Below are 24,374 nucleotides of genomic sequence, written 5' to 3' on the forward strand. Positions count from 1 at the left end.
GGATGTCATTGCTCCGGGTGCTGGTGGCGGTACTCCTGCGTCCTGCCACCGAAGCCGTAGGCAGAGGCCCGTACGTCCTGCACGTACACATAACTTTCGGGGTGCAGATCCCCCAGAAGACCTTCGAATACCTCGAACGCCTCTGCCACGTAGCGGGCCTTCTCCGCCTTGGTGTTGGTCTCGTCCACCACCTTGACGTCGAAGTAGAAGCTGGCCTTCCCCAGTTCCGCCAGCGATTGGCCGGCGATGGCCCAGTCGCGCGGGTCGACATAGGTGATCACCACGGCGGTGAGGTCGCGCCGCTTGCCGAGCACGCGGCTGGTGAGTTCGAGCAGCGCTTCCGTGATGCGGTGGGAGAGTTCGGGCGTGCGGTGTGCCGAGACCTTGACGTTGAGGATGGGCATGGCGGGTTTCCTGTGAAGTGATGTGGAGGCCTTGACTCTAGGAACGGTGGCCCCGGCCGGAAATCGCCTGGGTCGATAATTGGTTTTGCTTTGAACGCAAAGGCAAACCGATGAGGTATTTCCTGCCGGACCCTTCCGACCTGCGATGGCTGGTTCGCTCGCTGGATCTGCAGTCGTTCTCCGCGGCGGCGCGGGAGCTGGATGTGGCGGTCTCGGTCGTGACGCGGGGCGTGAGCCGCCTCGAAGCCGGGTACGGCGTCACCTTGTTGCGACGCTCCACGCATGGCCTGTCGGCCACGCCCGAAGGTGCCGAGCTGGCGCAGGAAGCCCGAGTGCTGCTGGCCCAGTTGGAGGACATTTCCGCCGCGCTGTCCGGGCAGCGCAATCGTGTGGCCGGCGCGCTGCGGCTGGCGTCGAGCCAGGAAATCTGCGAACAACTGGTCTTGCCGCACCTGGTCCAACTGCGCGCGCGGCATCCGGCCCTGCGCATCGAGCTGGTGGCCGAGGACCGCGTGGCCGACCTGGTCACCGACGGCATCGACGTGGCGCTGCGCACCACGGTGGGCAGCAGCGAGTCGGTGGTCGCTCGCGAGCTGGGGTCGTTCGAGCGGCGGTTGTACGCCTCACCCGCGTATGTGCGCCAGCATGGCGAGCCGGCCGACCCGCATGCGTTGAGCCAGCACCAGGTCGTCACGCACACGGCGCAAGGACCCACCGTGACCTGGACATTCCGCCAGGCGGGCAAGCCGCTGGACGTCATGGTCCGATCGCAACTCGCCGCCAACACCTCGGCCCTGGTGCACCACGCGCTTTTGGCGGGGGCCGGCATCGGCATGCTCTCGCGTCCGCTGGCAGCAGCCGACGTGGCCGCCGGACGCCTGGTGGAGGTCCTGGCGCCGTTCGCTTCCCGCGCGAAGCACACGATGTACGCCGTCTCATTGCCCAGCCGGCGCAACGCCGCCAGGGTGCGGGCCGTCATCGACTTCCTTCAGGAAGCCGCCCGCGAGCAATGGGGCTTGGCGCCCGCTACCAGCGCACCCGCAGCCCCACGCTTGCGTTGAGCCCGCCCTGGTGCCGCGCAGGCCCGCTGGAGGCCCACACGGAACCAAGCTCACCGTAGAGGCTGGTGCGGGCCGACAAGGCCAGCGTCGCGCCCGCGGCCAGTTCGGTGCTGACGCCGCCCGTGCCGGTGGCGACGTCGGCGAAGCCGGCCGGCCCGGTGAAGCGCGTCACGTCCCTGCCTTTGCTGCCGCTGTACAGGTTCACGCGGCCATAGGGCTTCAGCACGCCGGCCGCGCTCGACAGTTCACCCGCCACCCGCAGCCCCGCGCGCACGGCCCAACCGCCGTGGCTGTCCTGGTGCACGTCGGCACCGGCGATGTTCACGCCGTCGAGGTCGATGCGCTGGTGCGTCAGCTGCAGTTGCGGCTCCAGCACCCAGCCCTGCGCGAGCGTGAAGCCGCGCCCCACCTCCACGGAAGCGAGCAGGCTGTCGCCCTTGCCGTGACTGGACGAGGCCGTCAGCGGCGACACGCTGTAGCGGTGGCGCCCGCCCTGCAGCACCGTGTCGACGTACAGGCCGTTCGGGTGCTGGTAGGTGGCGTAGACGCCCAGGTACTGGCTGCGCAAGTCGTTGCCGCCCACGGCCTGGTCGGCGATGCCGCTCGCGAAGCCCCGCACCTTCATATCGCCGTCGAGTTGGCCCACGTAAAGCCCCGCGCGCCAGCGTGACTGGGCCCAGAGGTCGATGCCGGCCTGCAGGCCGTTGAGGCGGCCCTCGCTGCGCGAGCTCGTGTCTCCGCTCTGGTCGATGGTGCGATCCGCGCTGATGAGCCGCGCCCAGGTCTGTCGCTCGGCGCCGCTGATGGCGACGTCGCCGACGCGCTGGTGCCAGTTGCCCAGCATCACGGCGTTGCCCAGGCGCAGTTGCTCGGGCAGCGCGGCGAACAGTGGCACCTCAACGCGGTAGGCGGGCGTGCCAGGCCCGGCCACCAGCGCGCTCGACCGCAGGAACCAGTTCTCGCCCGCGCCGTTGGCGTCCGCCGCGTACAGACGGTATTCATAGGCGCCAGCGTCGACATGGTCGCCCGCGAGGCGGAAGGCGTCCCGGGTGGTCTGGGCCGTGGTGGTGGCGCCGTTGACGGCACTGATGACCTCGATGCCGTCGCCAGTGGTCAACGCGCCCAGGCCGCCGAGATTGGTGACCTGCACGGTGGTGGTGCCACTGGCGCTGGCAGCGGCGCCATCGAGCACCAGGCGGTCGCTCAGGCTGGCGCTGTTGCCCAGCGCGGTGCCGATCCGCAGCACGGCGTTGTGGCCCACGTAGGTGCCGTTCACGGTCAGCCGGCTGCCCGGGGCGGCGCCCAGCAGCGAGACGGTGCCCGCGTTGTCCAGGCTGGCCACGGTCTGGTCCAGGCCCGCCGTGTCCAGCGTGGCGCCGGCCGCCACCGTGTGCGCGGAGGCGGCGCTGAAGGCATTGGCGACGCCCGCCCGCAGCGTGCCCTGAAGCGTCGCGGTGGTGCCGCCATAGACGTTGGCCGTGGCCAGGGTCAGGGTGCCGGCGCCCAACTTGCTCAAGCCGCCGACACCGGACATCTCGCTGCCGGCGATCACGTCGAAGCCATTGGAGTCCAGGAACAAGCCCCCGGCACCGAGCGTGAAGGTACCGGGCGTAAAGCCGAAGATCAGTGGCGTGCCGGGCGTGCTGTGCGCGAGTGCGCGCAGCGTGCCGTTGTCGAAATGCGCCGTCGCGTTGCCCATGTCGCGGCCCAGCCAGCCCGCCTCGATGACACCGCCGGTGTCGACGACCAGGGCACCGGTCGCGCCGACGTCGCCCGTGCCCAGGTCCACGAGTTCCGCCGACACGAGGCCACCGTCGCGGACGGTCAGCGTGCCATTCCCCTGCGTCGAGCCGAACTCGCCAATGTGCAAGGAGAAGGGCACGATGAACCGGGAGCCGGACCCGGTCACCAGCATCGAGGCCGTGCCGTTGCGGCCGATGGAGCCGCTTCCGTTGAGCGACTGCACCACGGCGCCGTTGGAGACGGTGATGTCCACGCCGTTGGCGGCTCCGCCCGCCCCGAAGTAGTCCTGGACGGTCCAGACCGTTCCGGCCCCGTCCACCAGCACGTCGATGGTGTTCGCCAGGGTGTTGACCGCGTCTTCCCCGATGAAGGCGCGGCCGGTGGTCAGCGTGCCGCCACTGGTCAGGGTGATGCTGGAATCGCCGTTGCGGCCCACGGCGAAGTCACCGTCGACGCTCAGGCCCGATCCACTGTTCTCGATGAGCAGGCCGCCCTCCATCCAGTTCACGAATCCCCTGACGCGCGCCGTGGCGCCGTTCGTGAGGCTCAGGGCGTTGGTGCCGGCCACGCCGTTCATGCCGACGTAATTGAAGCTGCCCATGTCCCAGACCGTGCCCGCGCCGTTCAGGTTCAGGGTGAAGCCGGAGGTGTAGATGTCCAGGGTCACGGGGTTGGTGACGACGCCGAACACCGTCCCGGCCGGGGTCGTGATGTTCTGCCCTAGCGTGAACGAGGTATTGGGATCGCCATCGCCATTCGCCACGGGGATGGCGTTCAACAGATCGCTCGTGTCGGACACCGGGTAGTCGGTGGCGGATGCGATCGGCACGAGCGCAACGCCTCCCACCATGGCCAGCGCCACCAGCTTGTAGCTCCTGTTCACCGATATCCCTCCCCGAAAGAAGCACCGCTCGCGTGTTGCGATGCAGCACATTCGTTGATGCCCATAGGTGCGACTGCCCCTATCGGCAGATTCCGGTGCTACTTTAACGGCAGCAGTGCGGCCCCACCAGGGCTGGCCCGCCGACGCTCCCGTTCGCGATACGCCTGCGGCGCCAGCCCCAACTGCCGCGCAAAGGCCCGTTGAAGCGCATCCACCGACCGGAAGCCGCTGCGGCTGGCGACGCGGTCCTGCGGCCAGTGCGTCTGCACCAGCAACTGCGCCGCCGCGGCCACGCGCGCCTGCTCCACGAAGCGGGCCGGCGTGTGGCCCACCTCGGCCGCGAAGGCGCGTGCGAAGTGCCGCGGGCTCATGCCCCACTGCCCGGCCATTGCCTCCACCGACAGGTCTTCCTGCAGGTGCGTGCCGATCCAGGCCACGACCTCGCGCATGCGCCCGCTGGCGGCCGACTGCGCCTGCAAGGTAGGGCTGAGCTGCGGCTCGCGCGCGCCGCGCAGCAGGGGCAGCGCCAGCGTGCGCGCGATCTCCATCGCCACCGCGTGGCCCAGATCGTCCTCCACCAGCGCCAGCGCGAGCTCGATGCCGGTGGTGACGCCGGCCGATGTCCACACCGGGCCGTCGCGCACGTAGATGCGCTCGCGCTGCACGCGCACCTGCGGGCGCAGCGCCTGGAGCTGGTCGCACACACGCCAGTGCGTGGTGGCCTCGCGGCCGTCGAGCAGGCCGGCCGCGGCCAGTGCGAAAGCCCCGCTGCACACGCTGGCCACGCGGCGCGCGCTGCCTGAGCGGCGGGCCAGCCACTCCCCCACCCGGTGTTCGACGATGGCCGCGCGCACCGCCGGCTCGTCGCCGCCGGAGACGATCAGCGTGTCGATGGGCATCGGCAGTTGCTCGAAGGCGACCGTGTCGGCCAGGCGAAGGCCCGAGTTGGTCAGCACCGTCTGGCCAGTGGGCGAAGCGATGTGCAGGTGGTAGCTGCCGGGGCGCAGCTCCTCGGCCTTGCTGAACACGCTGGCCGGGCCGGCGATGTCGATCGCCTCGACGCCGTCGAACACGATCAGCACGACGTGCCTGGCAGGAATCGCGGGCTTTGTGTCCTTGTCCGGCACCGAGGGGGGTCGTAGGCTCATGTCCGTACTCTACTTTTCCCTGTCGCCATGAAGCTTCGCGTGTTTCTCTGGTGCGCCTTGGGCGTCGCCATCCTGGGCCTGGCGGTCTTCGCGGGATGGGTCGCATCGCTGCCGCCTGCCACGGGCCCCGTGGTCGCGCAAGCGATCGCACCACAGGAGACCAGCGCCACACTCGCCGCACTCGCGCCGCCCAAGCGCGCGCGGCCACTGGTAGCGATCATCGGCCTGAACGACGCGACCGAGACCACCGACTACCTCATGCCTTACGGCATCCTGCGGCGATCGGGCGTGGCCGACGTGGTGGCGCTGGCCACCGGGCCCGGACCGGTGAAGCTCTACCCCGCACTCACCGTGGAGGCGGACGCGACGACCGCGCAGTTCGACGCGCGGCACGCCGACGGCGCCGACTACGTCATCGTTCCCGCCATGAGCCGCGACGACGACCCTGCGGTGCTGCAATGGCTGCGCGAGCAGGCGGCCAAGGGCGCGGTGGTCATTGGTGTGTGCGCGGGCGCCAAGGTGGTGGGTGCGGCCGGGCTGCTCGACGGCCAACGCGCCACGACGCACTGGTACTTCCTCGACGAGCTGCGCGAGCGAACCCCCTCGATCCGCTACGTCGCGGACCGGCGCTTCGTGGTGAACCCGGGCGTGGCGACGACCACGGGCATCTCCGCGTCCATGCCGATGTCGCTGACGTTGATCGAAGCCATCGCGGGCCGCGAGAAGGCGGCGGCGGTGGCGCGCGAACTCGGTCTCGCGCACTGGGACGCGCGGCACACCAGCGCCGCGTTCAAGATCACGCGCCCATTCGCGCTGACGGTGATGGGCAACGCAATGGCTTTCTGGAACCGCGAGCGCATGGGCCTCGGCCTGTCGCGTGGCGTGGACGAGGTGTCGCTGGCGCTGGTGGCCGACGCGTGGTCTCGGACCTACCGCTCACGCGCGGTGGCGTTCGCGGCAACGCACGACGCGGTGGAAACGCGGCACGGCCTTCGGGTGCTGCCCGATGAGGTGGCGGCGCAGTGGCCGATGGAGCGCCGCGTGCCAGCGTTCGATGACCGGCCACCCGCACGCGCCCTGGACGAAGCCCTCGCCGCCATCGAGCGCCGCTACGGCGGCGGGACAGCCGACGTGGTGGCGATGCAGCTCGAACTCGTGCGGGCGCCCGCGCCTCAGTCGACCTCGGGGTCGTAGAAGCGCTTCGCCAAACCAGCGCGTCCGGGATAGAACCGGAAGTACGGCCGCGCGTCGTCGATGGTGCGTGCCACGGATGAGTGCTCCATCAGCCGCTCGAAGTACGCGGCCAACCGGGCGTGTTCGGGCGCGAAGGGCACGTAGGTGACGGCGTAGAACAGCGACGGCGCGGCGGCGCAGTCGGCCATGCTGAACGTGTTGGCGGCCACCCAGGTGCGTCCTTCGAGGTGGTGGTCGATCATCGCGTAGGCCGTCTTCAATCCGTCGCTGGCCCGGGCCACGCTGGACGGATCGCGCTGCGCCTGCGGGCGCAGCAGGTCGGCGGTGAAGGCCTGCATGGGCGTCATCACGTACAGGTCGAACAGGCGGTCCCACAGGCGCACCTGCAGTGCCTGGTCGGGGTCGTGCGGAATGAGGCTGCGGCCGGGGCGCGCGTGGTGGCGCTGCAGGTGCTCGATGATGATGCTGGTCTCGGGAATGGGCTGGCCCTGGTCCACCAGCAAGGGCATCTTGCCCGTGGGCCACAGCTTCAGGAAGGCCGCGCGTTCGTCGAGGTCGCCGAGGTTCAGCAGGCGCTTGTCGACCTCGATGGCCAGGTGGTCCAGCGCGATCAGCAGCTTGTGGCAGTAGGACGAGAGCGGGTGGTAGTGAAGGGTGAGCGCGGCCATGGGGCGAGTGGCGGGTTGGCGATTCGCAAGAGCCTCCATGCTCGCAGATCAGCGCTTTTTCTCAAGTGGCGCCGCCGCTTTCGGATCGCACGGGTCGCCCTCGGGCTTCTGCCCGCGCTCCACGAGCGGAATCACCGCCGCCGCCGGGCCCGCCGCGGCACCCAGAGCGATGGCGCCAATGACGCGACCGGCGAGTTTTCGGCCTTCTATGCCGATGTCCGGGTCGCCCAGCGTGCCGGTGACGGTGACGGGCGTGCGCAGCGACAGGGGCGACCAGTCCTTGGGCTGCGTGACGAGGCGCAGGGCCATGGATTCGTCGTTCAGGTTGACCTGGCCGTTGATGCGCACGGTGCTGTCGCGGTTGTCGAGCACCGCGAGCCGGGGTTCGATGACACCGTCGCGCGCCAGCAGGTCGAATCGCGCGCAGCGCAGCGGCAGCGGCTTGTCGCCGGTGATCACCACACCCAGCGCCTGCGCCAGGTCCAGGCCCATGGCCTCGGTGACGAGGTAGGACATCGTGCCGTCGCGCAGCCTCAGGTCGATGGGCCCGTCGAGCGAGCCCAGGATCTCGGCGGTGGAACTGCCGGCGCCCTGCACGTTCAGCTTGGCGAACAGCACACCGGTGAGGTAGGGCGAGGCCTCTTCGCGGCGCAGGCCGCGCACCCAGTTCGCCACATCCACGCCGGCGACGTCGAGCTTGGCCTCCCACTTCGCGGGCCGCACCGTGGCGTCGAGCTGGGTCATGCCCGCGAAGCGGCCACCGGCCACCTTGGCCTCCAATTCGTCCAGGCGCAGCACGCCGGCGTTCAATCGCACGCGGGTCAGCAGATCGCTCAACGGCGCCATGGCCGGGGTGCCGAAGTCGACCTCGTTGATGGCGACGCGCACGTCGGCGTCCATCACGGTGAGGGACGGCAGGTCGAAGCGACGCTGGGGCAGCACGCGGCGCGGCGTGGTGGACGTGGAACGGGCGCCCACTTCCTTCGCATCTTTCTTCGCCTCTTCTTTCACGTCACCTTTCGCGCCACCTTTCGCTCCATCACTCGCACCGATGGCGGGCCCCAGGTCGGCGAAGGCGAGTTTCTTTCCCGTGAGTTCGCCGATGAGGCGACGCGGTCGCTCCAACTGGTGAAAGCGCAGATCACCGGCCAGGCGGCTGGTGCCGACGTTCGCGCGCGTGGCCTGCAGGCGCCACACGCCCGCGTCCTGCGACAGCGTGCCGCGCAGATCGAAGGGCGGTGTCTGTGGCAGCGTGATGCCCAGCGGCTCGCCCACCGCGGCGAGCGATCGGCCCTGCAGTTCCAGCGCGCCCTGCAACCTGGGCGTGCCCAGCAGGGCGGCGGCCTGGCCGTCGAAGAGCAAGCGCGATGAGGCCACCGTGCCTTCCACGCGCACGGGTACCCAAGGCGCGTCGGTGGCGGTGTCCGGGTCCTGCAGCAAAGGCAAGGTGCTGCCCGCGCGCACCTGCAGCTTCAAGGGCATGGCGCGGTAGCGGCCATTGGCCGTGGCTTCGTAGCCGGCGCTGGTGGCGGCTTCGGCTTCGCCCTCGCGACCGCGAAGGCGGATGTCCAGATCCACGTCGGCCACCGGGTCCTTCCAGTCGATGCGCCCCTGGCCGATGACCAGCGAACCGAAACGTGGCAGGCCGCCGAGCGGCTCCGCTTCGGCCTCTTCGGGTCGGGGCTCGCGCGCGCCCAGTTGCCAGTTGGCGCTGCCGTCGTCGACGCGCACCAGCCGCGCGTCCAGCGTGTCGGCTTGCAGCGCCTGCAGGCGCAGACGCTCCCCGCGCTGCCAGCGCCACACGTCACGCCAGCGCCAGGCCAGGGAGACACCGCGCGCGTCCAGCAGATGCGGTGCGCCGAAGCGTTCGGCGCTGGCGATGTTGAGGTGTTCGACTTCCACGCGCGGGCGCCACAGCAGGTGCACGCGAAAGCGCCCCTGCAACTGCACGGGCACCGCGGCGTTGCGCGACGCCGCGCTTTCGATGGGGCCTCGCAGGAAAGGCCAGCCACTCCACTCGGCGACCATGAGGCCCGTCAGCAGCACCACCACCGCGGCGCCCGCCCACACAAGGCCGCGCCAACGCCTGCTCATGCGGGCTCCACTGGCCGTGGAGCACGGCTGGCGCGGGGTCGATGAAACAGACGCGACATTCCGATACGAGCCCCCGGCCAACCCGGGGTTCCGGCACGGATGTGTCGGTCTGTGTCGTGTCTGTGCGCTACTCCGGCGTGATGTTGGCCGCCTTGATCACCTGCGACCACTTCTTCGTTTCGTTCTCGATGAAGGCCGCGAACTCGGCCGAGGTGCCGCCGCGCACCTGCAGGCCCACGGCCTCCACCTTCTTGCGCACCTCCGCGTCGGCCAGCACCGCGTTGGTCTCGGCGTTGAGGCGTTGAACCACGGCCGCCGGAGTGCCGGCCGGGACCATCAACCCGTACCAGCCATAACCCACCACCGTGGGCAGCCCCGATTCGCGGAAGGTGGGCGCCTGCGGGTACAGCGGCGCGCGCTCTTCGTTGGCCACGGCCAGCACGCGCAGCTTGCCGGCCTGGATGTGCGGCAACGCGGTGGAGATGGCGGTCAGCGTCGCGTCGATGCGACCCCCCAGCAGCTCGGTGTAGGCCGGCGCGTCGCCGCGGAACTGGATCACCACACCCTCGGTGCCGGCCGCGCGCATCAGTAGCTCGGCCGTGAGGTGCGGGGCCGAGCCCGTGCCCGGCGAGCCGAAGGTCAGGCCCTTGGGGTTGGATTTGCCGTAGGCGATGAACTCGGCCACCGTCTTGTACGGCGCGCTGGCGTTGACGATGAGGAACAGCGGTGCGATGGCGGTGCTCAGCACCGGCACGAAGTCCTTCTTCACGGCGTAGGGCAGCTTGGGGTATAGCGCTTCTCCAATGGCGATCGGCGCGGCCGCGTGCAACACGGTGTAGCCGTCGGGCGCGGCGCGCGCCACGTACTCATTGGCAATGCGCGTGCCCGCCCCTGCCTTGTTCTCGATCACCAGGCTCTGGCCCAGGCGTGGCGCCAGGGCCTCGCCGAGCAGGCGGCTGAAGATGTCGTTGGAGCCGCCCGCGCCATAGGGGGCGATGAGGTGGACGGTTTTGGCGGGCCAGGCCTGCGCGAAGGCGGGCGCGTGCAGCAGGGGCGCGAGGCCCAGCGAGGCAAGGCTGGCACCGATGAGGTGGCGGCGTGGGATGCTCATGGTTTGTCTCCTGTTGTGTGTGTGGATCGGGTCTTCGGTCGAGGTGTTCAGTCGAGGTGTTCAGTCGAGCCGCGTGAGCGCAGGGTAGGCGTATCGGTGGTCCAGGTGCTCGGCCTGCGGCTGGTAGAGCCGCAGCACCACGTAGAACGCTTCGCCCGCGGGCGCGGGCAGCCAGTTGTGGCCGGGGCCGGGGTCGCTGGCTTGCAGGCGGATGACGAGGCTGCCGTCGGCTTCGTGCCGCAGGCCGGGGGTGCGGTAGCCGATGGAGTAGCGGTCGATGGGGTTGGCGACGAACAGGCAGTCGCTGCGGCGGTACAGGGTGAGCGACCAGAACGCGCCCACCTTCGGGCCGGCGCCGGGCGCGAAGCGCAGTTCGTAGGCGTGTGCGCCGCTCAGCGTTCGCCCCTGCGAGTCGACTTCGGCCGTGGGGTACATGGCCTCGTCGATGCCGAGCGCGCCGATGAAGTTGCGCGCCACGCGGGCGCGGGTCAGCACGTCCTCGCCCCAGTGCGTGCGCACCTCCAGTTGCAAGGACCAACCGCCACCCAGTTGCCGCGGCTGATCGCGCTCGCGCAAGCCTTCGAAGACGCGCGGCATCTCGGCCTCCACGCCGTGAACGTCCAGCGGCCAGTCCAGCGATTCGCCCTCGGGCGGCGGGTTGCGTTCCAGGGCGTGGGCCACCGTCTCTAGGTACAGCGCGGCCGATGGCGTGGCCGTCGATCGCCCATCGAGGCGCGTGTCGAAGCGCTGTGCGGCGTCGCTGCCGTCCAGGCGCGTCATGCGCAATTGCGCTTGCAGTTCACGCACGGCCTCGACGTCGCCCGGCGAGTCGTCCACCAGGATGCGACCGATGAGCCACACGTCGTCGCCCGGCGCGGCGATCACCTGCGACACGCCGGCCGGCAACGGGCCGCTCCAGCGCGGGCCGTGCACCAGCGTGCGTTGGGCGCGGTTGCCCGTGGTGCGGCGGCCCACGTAGGCGAAGGGGTTGGTCCAGGCGTCCAACAGGCCCAGCGTCCAGTAGCGCTCGCCCATGTCGGGCGTGTCGATGAGCACCGGGCCTTGCGACAGGTCGAGCCAGGCGTTGCTGTAGACGGTGTCGTTGTTCGGGCTCACCACCTCGCGGTCGTCGGGCCCGAGCTTGCGGTGCGTGTGCGTGAACTGGTTGACCCAACGCATCGTCGAGTCGCGCTGATCGCTGGCGTAGCCCAGCGTGGGGTGGCGGCGCGCGGTGGTGGCGGCGCGCATGCGCATCATCTCGAAGAGCGGCAGGGTCTGGATGAGGGCCCGGTGCACCGCCTGCTGCACGGGGGCGTCGATGGTGGAGGTTGTGGTCATGGGGTTCAGGCGATGACGCCGTCGCGCCGCAGCGCGGCAATGTCGGGCGCGCTGTAGCCCACCTCGGCCAACAGCGCGTCGGTGTCGGCGCCGCAGGCGGGCGCGGCGGGGGGCGCCGTGCGCGGCGCGTCGTCGATGCGGTACGGCAGGCCCAGGGCCTGGTAGCGCGTGCCGTCGGCGCCCATGGCGTCCACGATCAGGCCGCTGGCGGCCAGGTCGGGGCTGCGCAACACCTGCGCGTAACCGCGCACGGCGCCGGCCACGATCTGCTGGCCCGAGAGCAAGGCCACGCACTCCTCGCTGCTGAGGTTGGAGAGGCATTCGCGCAGCACGGCGCGCAGCTCGGCGCGGTGCGCCACGCGGCGCTCGTTGCTGGCGAAGCGCGGGTCGCTGGCCAATTCCTGACGGTCGATCACGCGGCAGAAACGTTGCCAGTGTTCCTCGGCGTAGGCCGAGAGCACGATGTGGCCGTCGCGCGTGGGCACCACCTCGGCGGCGGGCGCGTTGTGGGGCTGGCCATCGCCGATGCGCGTGGGCTCGGGGCCACCACCGAGGTAGTCGGCCCAGGTGGCGGCCTGCAGGTGCAGGGCCACGTCGAAGAGCGAGGTGTCGATGGCAGCGCCCTGCCCCGTCTTCTCGCGCCCGTACAACGCGGCCAGCACGGCCTGCGCGCCCAGGTGCGCGGCGGCGGCGTCGATGATGGGCACGCCCACCTTCTGCGGCGCCCGATCGGGCTCGCCGGTGACGGACATGAGCCCGCTCTCGGCCTGCGCGGCGATGTCGTAGCCCGGCCGTTCGCTGGACGGGCCGCGCCGGCCGAAGCCCGAGATGTCGAGGCAGATGAGGCGAGGAAAACGTTCGCGCAGTTCGCGCGCGCCCAGGCCCAGCTTGTCGATGGCGCCGGGGCGCAGGTTCTGGATCACCACGTCGGCGCGCGCGATGAGCCGCAGCGCGGCCTCGCGGCCAGCCTCGCGCTTGAGGTCGAGCGCGATGGAGCGCTTGCCCCGGTTGTAGGCCCGCACCATGGATTCGCCGTAGCGCCCGATGTGGCGCGCCTGGTCGCCCGCGAGCGGTTCGATCTTGGTGACGCTGGCGCCGAGTTCGGCCAGCACCATGGCGGCGCCGGGGCCGGCGATGTACTGGCCGAGGTCCACCACGCGCACGCCAGCCAGGGGCGCGGCCGGTGTGGAAGTTCCGGGCGTTGTCATGTGGGGTCTTGTCTCCTGTCTGGCCCGCACGATAGGTGAGACCGGCATTCCTGAAAATTGAATAATGCTGATGCCGTGATCACGATGGGTGATCACCCATCTGGAGCGATCCGAACGATGAGCCAGGGCTTCGACCACCTCGTGCGCCGCCTGCGCCTGCGTCACCTGGAGCTGTTGCTGGCCCTGGCCGACGCGCGCACCATGCGCGCCGCCGCCAGCCGCCTGCACCTGAGCCAGCCCGCCATCAGCAAGATGCTGGCGGAGGCCGAAGACGCGCTGGGCGCGCGCCTGTTCGAGCGAAGCCCCCAGGGCGTGCTGCCCACGCCGGCCGGCGCGGCCGCCGTGCACCGGGCGCGCGTGGCGCTGGGCGAACTGGCGCACGCGCGCGACGAGGTGCAGGCCATCCACCGCGGCGCCAGCGCGGTGCTGCGCGTGGGCGCCTTCTCGGTGACGGCGGCCGTGCCCGCCGCGGTGGTGCAGTTGCGCCAGCGCCTGCCGGGCGCCGTGGTCCACATTCACGAAGGCCGCGTGAACGAGCTGATCCAGCGCCTGCTGGATGGCGACCTGGACTGCGTGTTCGGCGCGCTCACCACCGAGACGCTGACCAGCGAGCGGCTGAGCCTGCTGCAATCCGAGGCGCTGCTGGAAGACAGGCTGTGCGTGCTGGCCGCCAGCGACAACCCGCTGGTGCGGCGCCGCCGCCTGCGCTGGACAGACCTGCGCGAAGCCGCCTGGGTGGCGCCGCCGCGCCAGACCCTGGTGCGCCAGGCCTTCATGGGCGCCTTCCTCAACGAAGGGCTGGACCCGCCGGTGCCGGTGATCGAGGCGATCTCCTCCATCACCATCGGCGCGGTGCTGCGGTTGGACCGGTCGTTGCTGTGCGCGGTGCGCTTCGAGCACGCACGCGACGAGGTGGCGCGCGGCGGCGTGAAGCGCCTGTCGGGGCTGCCCGAGGTAGCGCTGCCGCCGCTGGGTCTGTTCACGCGGCGTGGCGAGGTGCCGGCCACGCCGGTGGTGCAGGCGTTTGCGCGGGAGATCCGCAAGGCGGGCGCGCGGGCGGGGTGAAGGCCGCTCAGTCTTTCCTTTCGGGTGCGGACACGCGGCGGTAGTTGACCTCGACGGCGAGCGCCTCTTGCCCGGCCGGGGCAATGTTGAACATGCGGATGTCCAGGTGCTGCGCGTCGGGTTGCGACACCTCGGTGCGCCAGCCCCAGCGCTCTCCCCCGCCGGCGCTATCGCGGTAGCTGCCCAGCGCGGCGAAGCGGCCGTCGTTCACCGGGCCCGTGCTGAACATGATCGACGTGCCGGTGCCGAAGCTTTCGCCCCAGGCGCACTCGAAGGCCTGGTTGTCCAGGTGGTAGGCCCACAGCGCGACGCCTTCGACAGGCTCGCCGCCGCAGCGGCCTTCGTATTCGTGCAGCAGGAAGCGGCCGCCGCCCACCAGGCGGATGCGCCCACGCTGCACGGAGTCCTCGGCCGGTGGCCCGGGCTCGAACCACAGACGAAACCGGCCCTCCCAATCGCCGGCCATGGCCGCCAGTTGGTGGTGCACGCCGCCGGGCGCGGCGGAACGTTTGAACGCGTCCTTGCTCATGCTGTCTCCTTGATGTTCGTTGGCGGCCGAGTCCAGTCGGGCAGCGGCTGGCGCACGCTGCCTGGCGACACACCGAAGTGGCGCTTGAACGCGCGGCAGAACGCGGCCTCGGATTGGTAGCCCACGCGCCCAGCCAACTGTGCCAACGGCTGCGGGCCTTCCTGCAGCCAGGCGCGCGCCAGTTGCAGGCGCCACTGGGTGAGGTACTGCAGCGCGGGCTCGCCCACCAGCGCGGTGAAACGCGCGGAGAAAGCCGAGCGCGACATGCCCACCTCGCGCGCGAGCGACTCGACGCTCCACGCTTCTTCGGGCCGCGCGTGCATCAGCGCCAGCGCCTGGCCGATCTGCCGGTCGCGCAGGGCCGCGAGCCAGCCGGTGGTGGCCTCGGGCGCCGAGTCCAGCCAGGCGCGCAGGGCCTGGATGACGAGGATGTCGGCCAGCCGCGTGATGACGGTTTCGCCCCCCGGCCGCAGCGCGCCCGCTTCGCGCGTGATGAAGCGCAGCGTGCTCTGCAGCCAGCTCGCGTCGTCCTCGCTCCAGCTGTCGATCTGCACCAGCGCAGGCAGGCTGTCGATGAGGCGCCGCCCGGCCAGGTGGTCGAAGCGCACCACGCCGCACAGGGCCTGCGTGGGCTCGCCGCCGCCGCCGTGGCGCATCACCTCGTAGTGCTCGCTGATGCGCTCCACAGGGATGTCGAACAGCGCCTCGGCGGGCAGATGCGGATCGCTGGTGATGCGGTGGCCCGCGCCGCGCGGCACCAGCGTGAGGCTGCCCGGCAGCAGCGGCTGGGGCGGTGCGCCGGGCACCTCGATCCAGCCGCGCCCAGCGGTCACCACATGGAACATCAGCATGCCGGGCAGCGCCGGCATGTCCACCGCCCAGGGGGCTGTCAGCTCGGCCCGGCAGTACAGCGTGCCGCACAGGCGCAGCAGATGCAGGGTGCGACCCAGGGGGTCGTTGGGCAACGGGGCTGGCGCGGACGACATGCGGTTCATCTTGCCGGCGCCCTTGCCCAACGTCCATCGGACTGGACGAATGGCAAAGAGCGATGGACTTCAAATCATTGTTCGTTCCGTTCACGGCCCATACGCTGGATGCCTCCTCAAACCACCTTTCGGAGCTCCCCCATGTCCATCACCCCCATCCTCGTCATCGATTCCACCGGCAAGACCGGCCGCCGCGTCGCCGCCCGCCTCAAGGCCCTGGGCCACACCGTGCGCGAAGGCTCGCGCCAATCCGCCACACCGTTTGACTGGGACCAGCCCGAGACCTGGGGCCCGGCGCTGCGCGGCGCGCACAGCGCCTACATCTCCTACTCGCCCGACCTGGGCTTTCCCGGCGCGGACGAGCGCATCGAGGCCCTCACCCGCCTGGCCGTCGCCACCGGGCTCAAACACGTGGTGCTGCTCTCGGGCCGCAACGAGGCCGCCGCGCAGCGCTGCGAAGGCATCGTGCAGGCCAGCGGCCTGAGCCACACGCTGGTGCGCGCCGCCTGGTTCAACCAGAACTTCAGCGAAGGCTTCCTGCGCGACGCCGTGCTGGAAGGCACGCTGGCCATGCCCGCGGGCGAGGTGCGCGAGCCCTTCGTGGACGTGGAGGACATCGCCGAGGTGGCGGTGGCCGCGCTCACCGACCCGCGCCACGCGGGCAAGACCTACGAGCTGAGCGGCCCGCGGCTGCTCAGCTTCGCGCAAGCCGCAGCAGAGATCTCGGCCGCCGCTGACCGCCCCTTGCAGTACCTGCCCGTGTCCTTGGCCGACTTCCACACCGGCATGCTGGCGGTGGTGGGCGAGCCCATGGCCAGCCTGTTCACCGGCCTGTGCGAGGAGGTGCTCGATGGCCGCAACGAACACCTGAGCAACGGCGTGCAACAGGCACTGGGCCGTGCGCCGCGCGACTTCGCGGACTTCTGCCGGGAGAGTGCGCGCGAGGGGGTGTGGGCTGAAACCGGCGTCGCGCGCTGAGCCCGCGCCGGGCACTCAGGCGCGGGCCGGTGCCGGGCGCTTGCGTCCTGGTCCTTGCGGCCGACGCGCCGCCGCCCACCCTTCCACGTAGTCGAGCGCGAACCGAACGAAGCTCTCGACCGCCGGGGATACCGAAGGGCGGTGGCGCACGAACATCGCGGCGCGCCAGTTCACCTGCGGCTGCTTCAAGGGCCGGAACACCAGGCCGAAGCCGTGCACGAGGCGCTCGGTCAACGCAGGACTCACCACCGCACCGGCGCCCACGCTGAGCATCGACAGCGCGGTGTTGACGCGGTGAACGGGCTGGATGCGACGCGGGTGGTGGCGCGGGGGCACATGGCTCAGCACGTGCGTCGCGAAGTTCGGCATGTAGTTGATGAGCGGCGCGTCGCGCAGGTCTCTCCAGCTCACCACGTCCTGGCGGCTCAATGGGTCGGCGGGGTTCAGGGCCACGCACATCGGGTCGGGCCACAGGGGATGCACATGCACCCGGTCGTCCTCCACGACGCCGGACGGGCCGAAGCCGACATCGGCACTGCCCTGCTGCAAACCCGCCACCACCTGCTCGATGGGCACGTCCTCGAAGCGCACCTCGATGCCGGGCTGGGCGGTCTGGTAGTGCGCGATCAGATCGGGCATCAGCGTGCAGGACAAGGGCTCCGGCGCAGCCACCCGCACGACACCCCGGCGCAGTTCCTTGAGATCCGACAGGCTGTCCAGGGCTTCTTCCAGCGTGGCGAGCACGCGCCGCGACATCGGCTCGAACGACTGCCCCACGCTGGAGAGCGCGACGGTGCGCGTGTTGCGGTCCAGCAGGCGCACGCCCACCCTGTCCTCCAGCTCGCGGATCAGTCCACTGAGGGCAGCCTGAGAGAGGTTCATCGCCTTGGCCGCCTCGGAAAAACTGCCTGCGTCCACCACCGCCAGAAAGGCGCTGAGCTGGCGCAGCGTCACATGCATCGTCATGGTGATCACCCTTGATGTGGACAGGACTATTTATCGGCAAAAGCGATAGGTTGCTCACAAATTGCCATTTGTCCGATAGGGTCAGTCCCACTATCGTGCGCGCACCGCCACCCGCAGCGTTCGGGCACCAGCGGCATCCACCACGAGGAGACACCCATGTCCACACTGCGCACGTCCGCTCTGTGCCTGCTGTTGGCCGGTCTTGCCGGCTGTGCCACCACCAGCGGCGACGCCCCCGTCACACAGCGAGTCACCCAGCGAAACACCACCCACGGCCCGGTGCTCGGCATCGACGACGCCCAGGCCACGGGCACCTACCAATGGAAGGGCCTTCCCTTCGCGGCGCCCCCTGTCGGCGAGCGGCGCTGGCGCGCGCCGGCCGACCCCGGCGCCTGGCGCACCGTTCGTTCGGCCCAGGCATTCGCCCCCGCCTGCGTGCAGACGGGCCGCCTTTACGGCCCCGGGCTGAACAACCGCTATGACGCCACCATCGGCAGCACCCTGGGTCAGACGCTCGGCTCGGAGGACTGCCTGTACCTCAACATCTGGCAACCCGCCGCCGCGTCGAGCCGGCCGCGGCCCGTCATCGTGTGGGTGCATGGGGGCAGCAACATCACGGGCTACGCGGCCGACCCGGTGTACGACGGCGCCGCACTCGCCAGGACGGCCGATGCGGTGGTGGTCTCCGTGCAGTACCGGCTGGGCATCTTCGGCTTCCTCGACCTGGACGCGCTCAAGACCGGCCAGCCCGACGAGGACTCGGGCAACTTCGCCCTGCTCGACATCGTGAAGGCGTTGGGGTACGTGCAGGCGAACATCGCACAGTTCGGTGGCGACCCGGCGCAGGTGACGCTGATGGGCGAGTCCGCTGGCGCGGTGAACGTCTACGCCCTGCTCGCCTCGCCCATGCTGGCCCAGCGCCAACCCCAGCTGTTTCACCGCGTGATTGCCTTGAGCGGCGGCATCTCCTCGGCTGCCACGCTGCCGCCCGGGTCGATTGCGGGCGTTCTGCCACGGTCCGTGTGGCGGCAGCGCGGCCAGGGCTTGCTGGAGCATTCGCTGATCGCCGAGGGCAGCGCGAAAGACGAGGCTGCGGCCAAGGCGACAGTGGCCTCGCGCCAGCCGCAGGATCTGGCGAAATACCTGCGCACCCGATCGGCCGATGAACTCCTGACCACGGTGCAGAAGCGCCTGGTGCCCGCGCGACTGGCCGGCTCCAACCCCATCCCCGACGGCCACGTGGTGGCGGCCGACCCGATTGCGGCCATTCGCGCGGGGCGCTATGTGAAGGGGCCGGTGCTGGCAGGCAACACGCGCGACGAAACCAAGCTCTTCCCCACCTTGCTGGCCATCCGCCCTTCGCTCGGCGGCGTGAGCGGTCGACTGATCGACGACGCGGCCGTCTTCCGCATCGCCCACACCTATGACCCCGAGGCGGCGCCCACCACCCGCGTCGAGGACTGGATTCCGAAGAGCCTGCTGCCGACAGACGCTCCGGGCACCGGCTTCGACGCGCGCAGCCGCGAGCTGGACCGCATCTGGTTCGGCGCCATCCGCGACGACGTGCTGGGCGCCCTGCGCTCGCAGCAGCCGCAGGTGTGGCATTACCGCTTCGACTGGGACGAGTTGCCCGCCCCCTTCGACCAGATCTTCGGCGCCGCGCATGCCTTCGACCTGCCCTTCGTCTTCGGCAACTTCGGGCCCTCGCTCTTCGCCAACATCTCGTACACCCGCGCCAACCGGCCCGGGCGCGAGGCGCTCTCTATGGCGATGATGAAGTCGCTCGGTGCATTCGCACACCACGGCGACCCGAACCACCCCGGCCTGGGCACCACCTGGCCCCAATGGCCCGCGAGCCTGGTGTTCGATGCGGATCGGCAGCGCACGCGGATCGGAGTGAAATAGCGCGCGATCGCTTCACACCTGCCGCGCGGCCTGGCGGCAAGCACGGCCAGCTTCGAATACCCCATCGGAGTACAGTGCCTGCGTGGCGTATAAAGTACCAATTTTTGGTACCATTTGATCAATGTGAAGCGCAGCCACGAACGCACGCTGGAGCAGCTCTGGGCCCATCCGGTCAGCGCGAACCTCGCCTGGAAGGACATCGAAGCGCTGTTTCGAGCCTTGGGTGCCGATATATCGGAACGAGAAGGCAGCCGGGTGGCCGTGGTGCTCTTTGGCGAAGTGAAGGTGTTTCATCGACCCCATCCTTCGCCGCACACAGACAAGGGAGCGGTGGCCAGCGTCAGGCGCTGGCTGGAACAACACGGAGTGAAACCATGAACGTCATGACCGTTGATGGCTATCAGGCCCGAATCGAGTACGACGCCGAGACCGACCAGTTTCGCGGCGAAATCCTCGGCCTCAACGGCGGCGCCGATTTTTACGGCCGCAACCCGAAGGAACTGCGGGCGGAGTTCCGCAAGTCCCTCGCCGTGTTCCTGGAAGTCTGCCGAGAGAAAGGCATCGAGCCCCGTCGCAGCTACTCGGGCAGGTTCAACCTGCGCATCCCGGCCGAACTGCACGAGCGCCTGGCCATCGTGGCGCAGGCCGAGGGCAAAAGCATCAACACGGTGGCGCAGGAGGCATTGCAGCAAAGGCTCACCGCCTGAACCCCGGTCCTCAATTCCCCTGCGGCCGCTTCACCCGGAACCACGCCGCGTACATCGCCGGCAGCGCCAGCAGCGTCAGCACCGTCGCCACGATCAGCCCGCCCATGATGGCCACGGCCATCGGGCCCCAGAACACGCTGCGCGAGAGCGGAATCATCGCCAGCACCGCGGCGGCGGCCGTCAGCACGATGGGCCGCATGCGGCGCACGGCGGCTTCCACGATGGCGGTCCAGACCGGCACGCCGCGCGCGCGGTCCTGCTCGATCTGGTCGATGAGGATGACCGAGTTGCGCTGGATCATGCCCATGAGGGCGATGACACCGAGCAGCGCCACGAAGCCGAAGGGCCGGTTGAGCAACAGCAGCGCGCCGGCCACGCCGGCCATGCCCATGGGGCCGGTCAGGAAGACCAGCATGGAGCGGCTGAAGCTTTGCAACTGCACCATGAGCAGCGTGAACACGATGAAGAGCATCAGCGGCACGCCCACCGCGATGGAGGCCGAGCCCTTGCTGCTCTCTTCCACCGCGCCGGCCACCTCGATGCGGTAGCCGGTGAGGCCTTCGCTCACCCAACGGCGCTGGATCTGCTCCAGCTCCGGTTGCAACTGCGCCGTGACAGTGGCCCCTTGCAGGCCTTCCACCACGTCGCTCTGCACGGTGATGGCGAACTCGCGGTTCTCGCGCCACATCACGCCCGGCTCCCAACCGAAGTTCACGCGCACCACCTGCAGCAAGGGAATGGCCTGGCCGCTGGCGGTGGGCAGGTAGCTGTTGGCCAGGTCGGTCAAGGCGTCGCGTTCGTCCAGGGGTTGGCGCAGCACGATGTCGATGAGCTCGTCGCCTTCGCGGTACTGGCCGACGGTAGAGCCCACCAGCGTGGTGCGCGAAGCCTGCGCGATGCTGGCGCTGGTGACACCCAGCGCGCGCGCCTTGGACTGGTCCACCTCCAGACGGATCTGCTTGACGGCTTCGTTCCAGTTGTCGTTCACGCCGCGCGTGTTGGGGTTCTGCGCCATGGCGCGCTTGACTTCGTCAGCCAGGCCGCGCAGCACCACGGGGTCGTCGCCGACCACGCGAAACTGCACCGGATACGGCACCGGCGGCCCGTTGGGCAGCAGCTTCACGCGGCCGCGCACCTCGGGAAATTCGGTGGCCAGCACGGCGGGCAGCTCCTTGCGGATGCGCTCGCGCTCCTTCACGCTGTTCGGCAGCACGATGAACTGCGCCACGTTGCTCTGCGGAAAGATCTGGTCCAGCGGCAGGTAGAAGCGCGGCACGCCCGAGCCCACCCAGGTGGTCACGCCCTTGACGCCGGGCTCCTTCATGAAGCGCTGCTCGACGCGGCCGGCCACCTCGTCCATGGCCCGAATGCTGCTGCCCTCGGGCAACCAGATGTCCACGAGGATCTCGGGCCGGCTCGAATCCGGGAAGAACTGCTGCTGCACCTTGCCCATGCCCGCCAAGCCGAGCACGAAGGTGAGGATGGTGGCGCCGATGGTGATCCAGCGGTGCTCCACGCACCAGTCGACCGTGCGGCGAAAGCGCACGTAGAAGGGGCCGTCGAAGACCTCGTGCGGCGCGCCCTCCACCTTGGGTTTGATCTTCAGCAGCTTCACGCCCAGGTAGGGCACGAACATCACCGCCACCACCCAGGAGATGAGCAGCGCGATGACCGTGACCGCGAAAATGGCGAAGGTGTATTCGCCGGTGGTGGAGTTGGCCAGGCCGATGGGCAGGAAGCCCGCGGCCGTGATGAGCGTGCCCGTGAGCATGGGCATGGCGGTGGCGTCCCAGGTGTAGGTGGCCGCGCGCACCATGTCATAGCCCTCCTCCAGCTTTCTCACCATCATCTCGACGGCGATGATGGCGTCGTCCACGAGCAGCCCCAGGGCGATGATGAGCGAGCCCAGCGAGATCTTGTGCAGGCCGATGCCGTAGTGGTTCATGGCCAGGAAGGTGATGGCCAGCACCAGCGGGATGGTGATGAACACCACCAGGCCGGGTCGGATGTCGAGCACGTAGCGGCGCAGGCCCTTGCCGCCGGGGCGCCGGTGCAGGCCGAGCGCCAGGAAGCTCACCGCCAGCACGATCAGCACGGCCTCGATCAGCACCTTGACGAACTCGTTGACCGAGGCCGCCACGGCGGAGGGCTGGTCCTGCACCTGCACGAGTTTCATGCCCGCGGGCAGCGTGCGTTCGATGCCCGCCACGGCGCCCTTCAAGGCTTCGCCGAGCGCGATGATGTCGCCGCCCTTGGCCATGGAGATGCCCAGCGCGATGCTGTCCTGGGCGTCGTGCCGCACCAGAATCTCGGGCGGGTCGATGGTGCCGCGCACGATGTCGGCGATGTCGCCCAGGCGAATGGTGCGCCCGCTCGCGGCGGAGCGGATCGGCATGGCCCGCAGGTCGTCCACCGAGTTGAAGCTGCCGTCCACGCGCACCTGCACCACGTCCAGCGGCGTCTGCACCGCACCAGCCGAGGCCACGGCGTTCTGCTGGCCGAGCTGGTCGAGCACGGCGTTGAGGTCCAGCCCCAGCGTGGCCAGGCGTTTCTGCGAGACCTCCACGTAGATCTTCTGGTCCTGCACGCCGAAGAGCTCGACCTTGGCCACGTCGTGCACGCGCAGCAACTGTTGGCGCACAGACTCGGCCACGTCCTTGCGTTCGGCGTCGGAGAAGCCCTCGCCCTGCAGCGCGTAGATCACGCCGTACACGTCGCCGAATTCGTCGTTGAAAAAGGGGCCGACCACGCCCTGCGGCAGTTCGCCGCGCATGTCGCCCACCTTCTTTCGCACCGTGTACCAGATGTCCTGCACCTCGGCCGGTGGCGACGAATCCGCGAGCTGGAAGATGATCAGCGCTTCACCGGGCTTGGCGTAGCTGCGGATCTTGTCGGCGTAGGGCACCTCCTGCAGGGTGCGCTCGATGCGGTCGACCACCTGCTCGGCCACCTGCGGCGCGGTGGCGCCGGGCCAGAACACGCGCACCACCATGGCCCGGAAGGTGAAAGGCGGGTCCTCGTCCTGCCCGAGCTGGAAGTACGAGGCGATGCCGAACAGCATCAACACGATCATGAGGTAGCGCGTGAAGGCCGGGTGGTCCAGCGCCCAGCGCGAGAGGTTGAAGCGCGAGAACGGGCCCGGCTTCGCGTCGGTGGTGTCCTGCATGGGCGGGCTCACTGCGCGACGAAGCGCGTGACTTTTTGGCCGGCGCTGAGCACATGGCCGCCCGCGGCCACCACCTCATCGCCCGGCTTCAGACCGCCCGCGATCACCACGCGGTTGCCGTCGGCACCGGCTACCTGCACGGGGCGCGGCTGCACCGTGCCGCTGGGCTCGTCGAACACCCACACCACGCTGCCGCTGCGGTCGCCCTCGGCGGACTGCATCACCGCCGTGGTGGGCAGGGTGATGGCGGCCTGACCGGTGAGCGGCGTGTTCAGGCTCACATAGGCGGTGGCGCCCAGCGGCAGTTTCGCGTCGGCGGGCAGTGCCAGCTTCACCTGATACGTGCGCGTGGCGGGGTCGGCACTGGCGGCCACCTCGCGCACGGTGCCCTTGAGTTCGGCTCCGTCGCCGGCCATGGCCCAGGGCCGCACGCGGGCCTCGGTGCCGGGGCGCACCAGGGCGAGCCGGTCCTCGGGCACGGCGATCACCACGTCGCGCTCTCCGTCCTGCGCCAGCACCACCACGGCGCTGCCCGCCTGCACCACCTGGCCGGGCTCGGCCTGCACCGAGGTCACCACGCCGGGCGCGTCGGCCAGCAGGCGCGCGTAGCCGGCCTGGTTGCCCTGCACGGCGCTTTGCGCCTGCGCTTGGCGCAGGCTGGCCTCGGCGGCGTCCAGCGTGGCCTGGCGACGGTCGATCTCGGCCTGGCTCACGAAACCCTGGGCCAGCAGGCCCTTGAAGCGATCCAGGTCGGCGCGCGCCAGGTCGCGCTGGGTGAGCGCCGCAGTGGCGGCGGCCTGGGCGGCCTGGCCGGACAGCGCCAGGTCCTGCGCGTCCAGACGCGCGAGCAACTGGCCCGCCTTCACGCGCTGGCCCACCTCGGCCGGGCGCTCCACCAGCTTGCCGCCGACGCGAAAACCCAGGCGCGATTCCACCCGGGCACGAACTTCGCCGGCGTATTCGCTGGCGGCGTGCAAGCTTGAAGGCCCCACGGTGAGCAACTTGACCGAACGCACCGGCTCGGGCGCCGGTTCGGGCCGGGCGCAGGCGGCCAGCGCGGCCGCGCTCGCCAGTACGCAGACAATCAGCGTCGTTCTCATCGGATTCCCTCACGTTCGGGCCGGATGCGGCACCGCAAATTAATGACTGACCGGTTAGTAACAGAAATTCTAGTGCAAACCCCCGCCGGTACCGACGCCACCCATCCTGCGACCGGGGTC

20 protein-coding genes are annotated in these 24,374 nt (G+C 70.0%); 7 read left to right on the forward strand and 13 right to left on the reverse strand.

Annotated features, from left to right (window positions below; all coding sequences use genetic code 11):
- Positions 1 to 5: 5 nt before the first annotated feature.
- A complete protein-coding gene (locus tag BN948_RS12735) occupies positions 6 to 404 on the reverse strand; it encodes a tautomerase family protein (RefSeq protein ID WP_009520253.1) in 399 nt (132 codons plus the stop codon).
- A 110-nt stretch (positions 405 to 514) separates the two neighbouring features.
- Between BN948_RS12735 and BN948_RS12740 the strand changes: the two genes are divergently transcribed.
- On the forward strand, positions 515 to 1,465 hold the full coding sequence (locus BN948_RS12740; protein WP_009520254.1) for a LysR family transcriptional regulator: 951 nt from the start codon (positions 515 to 517) through the stop codon (positions 1,463 to 1,465).
- Here the strand turns inward: BN948_RS12740 and BN948_RS12745 are convergent.
- The gene (locus BN948_RS12745; RefSeq protein WP_009520255.1) at positions 1,431 to 4,091 is read right to left on the reverse strand and encodes an autotransporter family protein; all 2,661 of its coding nucleotides are present in this window, start codon (positions 4,089 to 4,091) and stop codon (positions 1,431 to 1,433) included. The two genes, BN948_RS12740 and BN948_RS12745, sit on opposite strands and share 35 nt — an antisense overlap.
- Positions 4,092 to 4,189: 98 nt before the next feature.
- Positions 4,190 to 5,239 (reverse strand): GlxA family transcriptional regulator, encoded by a 1,050-nt coding sequence (locus tag BN948_RS12750; protein WP_009520256.1) that lies wholly within the window; start codon positions 5,237 to 5,239, stop codon positions 4,190 to 4,192.
- 27 nt (positions 5,240 to 5,266) lie between these two features.
- On the opposite strand from BN948_RS12750, the gene BN948_RS12755 reads away from it, so the two are divergent.
- On the forward strand, positions 5,267 to 6,433 hold the full coding sequence (locus BN948_RS12755; protein WP_009520257.1) for a DJ-1/PfpI family protein: 1,167 nt from the start codon (positions 5,267 to 5,269) through the stop codon (positions 6,431 to 6,433).
- On the opposite strand, the gene BN948_RS12760 is transcribed toward BN948_RS12755, so the two are convergent.
- The 5 genes from BN948_RS12760 to BN948_RS12780 all read right to left on the reverse strand — a co-directional run bounded on the left by BN948_RS12760 (position 6,412) and on the right by BN948_RS12780 (position 12,852).
- A complete protein-coding gene (locus BN948_RS12760) occupies positions 6,412 to 7,101 on the reverse strand; it encodes a glutathione S-transferase family protein (RefSeq protein ID WP_009520258.1) in 690 nt (229 codons plus the stop codon). The genes BN948_RS12755 and BN948_RS12760 overlap by 22 nt on opposite strands.
- A 48-nt stretch (positions 7,102 to 7,149) precedes the next feature.
- Entirely contained in the window at positions 7,150 to 9,195 is a 2,046-nt protein-coding gene (locus BN948_RS12765; RefSeq protein ID WP_009520259.1) for an AsmA family protein, read from the reverse strand.
- Between the two features lie 127 nt (positions 9,196 to 9,322).
- A complete protein-coding gene (locus BN948_RS12770; protein WP_009520260.1) occupies positions 9,323 to 10,306 on the reverse strand; it encodes a Bug family tripartite tricarboxylate transporter substrate binding protein in 984 nt (327 codons plus the stop codon).
- A 60-nt stretch (positions 10,307 to 10,366) separates the two neighbouring features.
- Positions 10,367 to 11,644, reverse strand: coding sequence for a DUF1254 domain-containing protein (locus tag BN948_RS12775; protein WP_009520261.1), 1,278 nt, complete (start codon positions 11,642 to 11,644; stop codon positions 10,367 to 10,369).
- A 5-nt stretch (positions 11,645 to 11,649) separates the two neighbouring features.
- A complete protein-coding gene (locus tag BN948_RS12780) occupies positions 11,650 to 12,852 on the reverse strand; it encodes a CaiB/BaiF CoA transferase family protein (RefSeq protein WP_009520262.1) in 1,203 nt (400 codons plus the stop codon).
- Between the two features lie 117 nt (positions 12,853 to 12,969).
- Here BN948_RS12780 and BN948_RS12785 point away from each other — a divergent pair, with 117 nt between their 5' ends.
- Complete coding sequence (locus tag BN948_RS12785) at positions 12,970 to 13,917, forward strand: LysR family transcriptional regulator (protein WP_009520263.1); 948 nt, start codon at positions 12,970 to 12,972, stop codon at positions 13,915 to 13,917.
- Between the two features lie 7 nt (positions 13,918 to 13,924).
- Here the strand turns inward: BN948_RS12785 and BN948_RS12790 are convergent, their stop codons facing one another.
- Positions 13,925 to 14,446 (reverse strand): DUF1579 domain-containing protein, encoded by a 522-nt coding sequence (locus BN948_RS12790; protein ID WP_009520264.1) that lies wholly within the window; start codon positions 14,444 to 14,446, stop codon positions 13,925 to 13,927.
- Positions 14,443 to 15,432 carry an AraC family transcriptional regulator gene (locus tag BN948_RS12795; RefSeq protein ID WP_035622002.1) on the reverse strand — a complete coding sequence of 330 codons (990 nt, stop codon included), beginning with the start codon at positions 15,430 to 15,432 and terminating at the stop codon, positions 14,443 to 14,445. Before BN948_RS12795 ends, BN948_RS12790 begins: the two co-directional genes overlap by 4 nt.
- A 141-nt stretch (positions 15,433 to 15,573) precedes the next feature.
- On the opposite strand from BN948_RS12795, the gene BN948_RS12800 reads away from it, so the two are divergent.
- Positions 15,574 to 16,410 (forward strand): NmrA family NAD(P)-binding protein, encoded by an 837-nt coding sequence (locus BN948_RS12800; protein WP_009520266.1) that lies wholly within the window; start codon positions 15,574 to 15,576, stop codon positions 16,408 to 16,410.
- 15 nt (positions 16,411 to 16,425) lie between these two features.
- Here BN948_RS12800 and BN948_RS12805 read toward each other — a convergent pair whose 3' ends face one another.
- Positions 16,426 to 17,376, reverse strand: coding sequence for a LysR family transcriptional regulator (locus BN948_RS12805; RefSeq protein WP_009520267.1), 951 nt, complete (start codon positions 17,374 to 17,376; stop codon positions 16,426 to 16,428).
- Between the two features lie 156 nt (positions 17,377 to 17,532).
- Between BN948_RS12805 and BN948_RS12810 the strand changes: the two genes are divergently transcribed.
- From BN948_RS12810 to BN948_RS12820, 3 genes are all read left to right on the forward strand, one after another.
- On the forward strand, positions 17,533 to 19,281 hold the full coding sequence (locus BN948_RS12810; protein WP_009520268.1) for a carboxylesterase/lipase family protein: 1,749 nt from the start codon (positions 17,533 to 17,535) through the stop codon (positions 19,279 to 19,281).
- Positions 19,282 to 19,404: 123 nt separating this feature from the next.
- Entirely contained in the window at positions 19,405 to 19,659 is a 255-nt protein-coding gene (locus BN948_RS12815; RefSeq protein WP_035622005.1) for a type II toxin-antitoxin system HicA family toxin, read from the forward strand.
- A complete protein-coding gene (locus tag BN948_RS12820; protein ID WP_009520269.1) occupies positions 19,656 to 19,988 on the forward strand; it encodes a type II toxin-antitoxin system HicB family antitoxin in 333 nt (110 codons plus the stop codon). The genes BN948_RS12815 and BN948_RS12820 overlap by 4 nt, the downstream gene beginning before the upstream one ends.
- Positions 19,989 to 19,998: 10 nt before the next feature.
- Here the strand turns inward: BN948_RS12820 and BN948_RS12825 are convergent, their stop codons facing one another.
- Positions 19,999 to 23,154 carry an efflux RND transporter permease subunit gene (locus BN948_RS12825; RefSeq protein ID WP_009520270.1) on the reverse strand — a complete coding sequence of 1,052 codons (3,156 nt, stop codon included), beginning with the start codon at positions 23,152 to 23,154 and terminating at the stop codon, positions 19,999 to 20,001.
- A gap of 8 nt (positions 23,155 to 23,162) precedes the next feature.
- Positions 23,163 to 24,254, reverse strand: a complete 1,092-nt coding sequence (locus tag BN948_RS12830) for an efflux RND transporter periplasmic adaptor subunit (protein ID WP_009520271.1) — start codon at positions 24,252 to 24,254, stop codon at positions 23,163 to 23,165.
- Positions 24,255 to 24,374 lie beyond the last annotated feature (120 nt).

Source organism: Hydrogenophaga intermedia, from assembly GCF_000723405.1.
Classification (GTDB): Bacteria; Pseudomonadota; Gammaproteobacteria; order Burkholderiales; family Burkholderiaceae_C; genus Hydrogenophaga; species Hydrogenophaga intermedia.

Coding starts and splice junctions, on each gene's coding strand:
- BN948_RS12795 (WP_035622002.1), bottom strand. CDS start 15,432: ATGTCGTCCGCGCCAGCCCCGTTGCCCAACGACCCCCTGGGTCGCACC.
- BN948_RS12760 (WP_009520258.1), bottom strand. CDS start 7,101: ATGGCCGCGCTCACCCTTCACTACCACCCGCTCTCGTCCTACTGCCAC.
- BN948_RS12785 (WP_009520263.1), top strand. CDS start 12,970: ATGAGCCAGGGCTTCGACCACCTCGTGCGCCGCCTGCGCCTGCGTCAC.
- BN948_RS12755 (WP_009520257.1), top strand. CDS start 5,267: ATGAAGCTTCGCGTGTTTCTCTGGTGCGCCTTGGGCGTCGCCATCCTG.
- BN948_RS12765 (WP_009520259.1), bottom strand. CDS start 9,195: ATGAGCAGGCGTTGGCGCGGCCTTGTGTGGGCGGGCGCCGCGGTGGTG.
- BN948_RS12805 (WP_009520267.1), bottom strand. CDS start 17,376: ATGACGATGCATGTGACGCTGCGCCAGCTCAGCGCCTTTCTGGCGGTG.
- BN948_RS12770 (WP_009520260.1), bottom strand. CDS start 10,306: ATGAGCATCCCACGCCGCCACCTCATCGGTGCCAGCCTTGCCTCGCTG.
- BN948_RS12740 (WP_009520254.1), top strand. CDS start 515: ATGAGGTATTTCCTGCCGGACCCTTCCGACCTGCGATGGCTGGTTCGC.
- BN948_RS12735 (WP_009520253.1), bottom strand. CDS start 404: ATGCCCATCCTCAACGTCAAGGTCTCGGCACACCGCACGCCCGAACTC.
- BN948_RS12820 (WP_009520269.1), top strand. CDS start 19,656: ATGAACGTCATGACCGTTGATGGCTATCAGGCCCGAATCGAGTACGAC.
- BN948_RS12800 (WP_009520266.1), top strand. CDS start 15,574: ATGTCCATCACCCCCATCCTCGTCATCGATTCCACCGGCAAGACCGGC.
- BN948_RS12825 (WP_009520270.1), bottom strand. CDS start 23,154: ATGCAGGACACCACCGACGCGAAGCCGGGCCCGTTCTCGCGCTTCAAC.
- BN948_RS12830 (WP_009520271.1), bottom strand. CDS start 24,254: ATGAGAACGACGCTGATTGTCTGCGTACTGGCGAGCGCGGCCGCGCTG.
- BN948_RS12810 (WP_009520268.1), top strand. CDS start 17,533: ATGTCCACACTGCGCACGTCCGCTCTGTGCCTGCTGTTGGCCGGTCTT.
- BN948_RS12790 (WP_009520264.1), bottom strand. CDS start 14,446: ATGAGCAAGGACGCGTTCAAACGTTCCGCCGCGCCCGGCGGCGTGCAC.
- BN948_RS12750 (WP_009520256.1), bottom strand. CDS start 5,239: ATGAGCCTACGACCCCCCTCGGTGCCGGACAAGGACACAAAGCCCGCG.
- BN948_RS12780 (WP_009520262.1), bottom strand. CDS start 12,852: ATGACAACGCCCGGAACTTCCACACCGGCCGCGCCCCTGGCTGGCGTG.
- BN948_RS12775 (WP_009520261.1), bottom strand. CDS start 11,644: ATGACCACAACCTCCACCATCGACGCCCCCGTGCAGCAGGCGGTGCAC.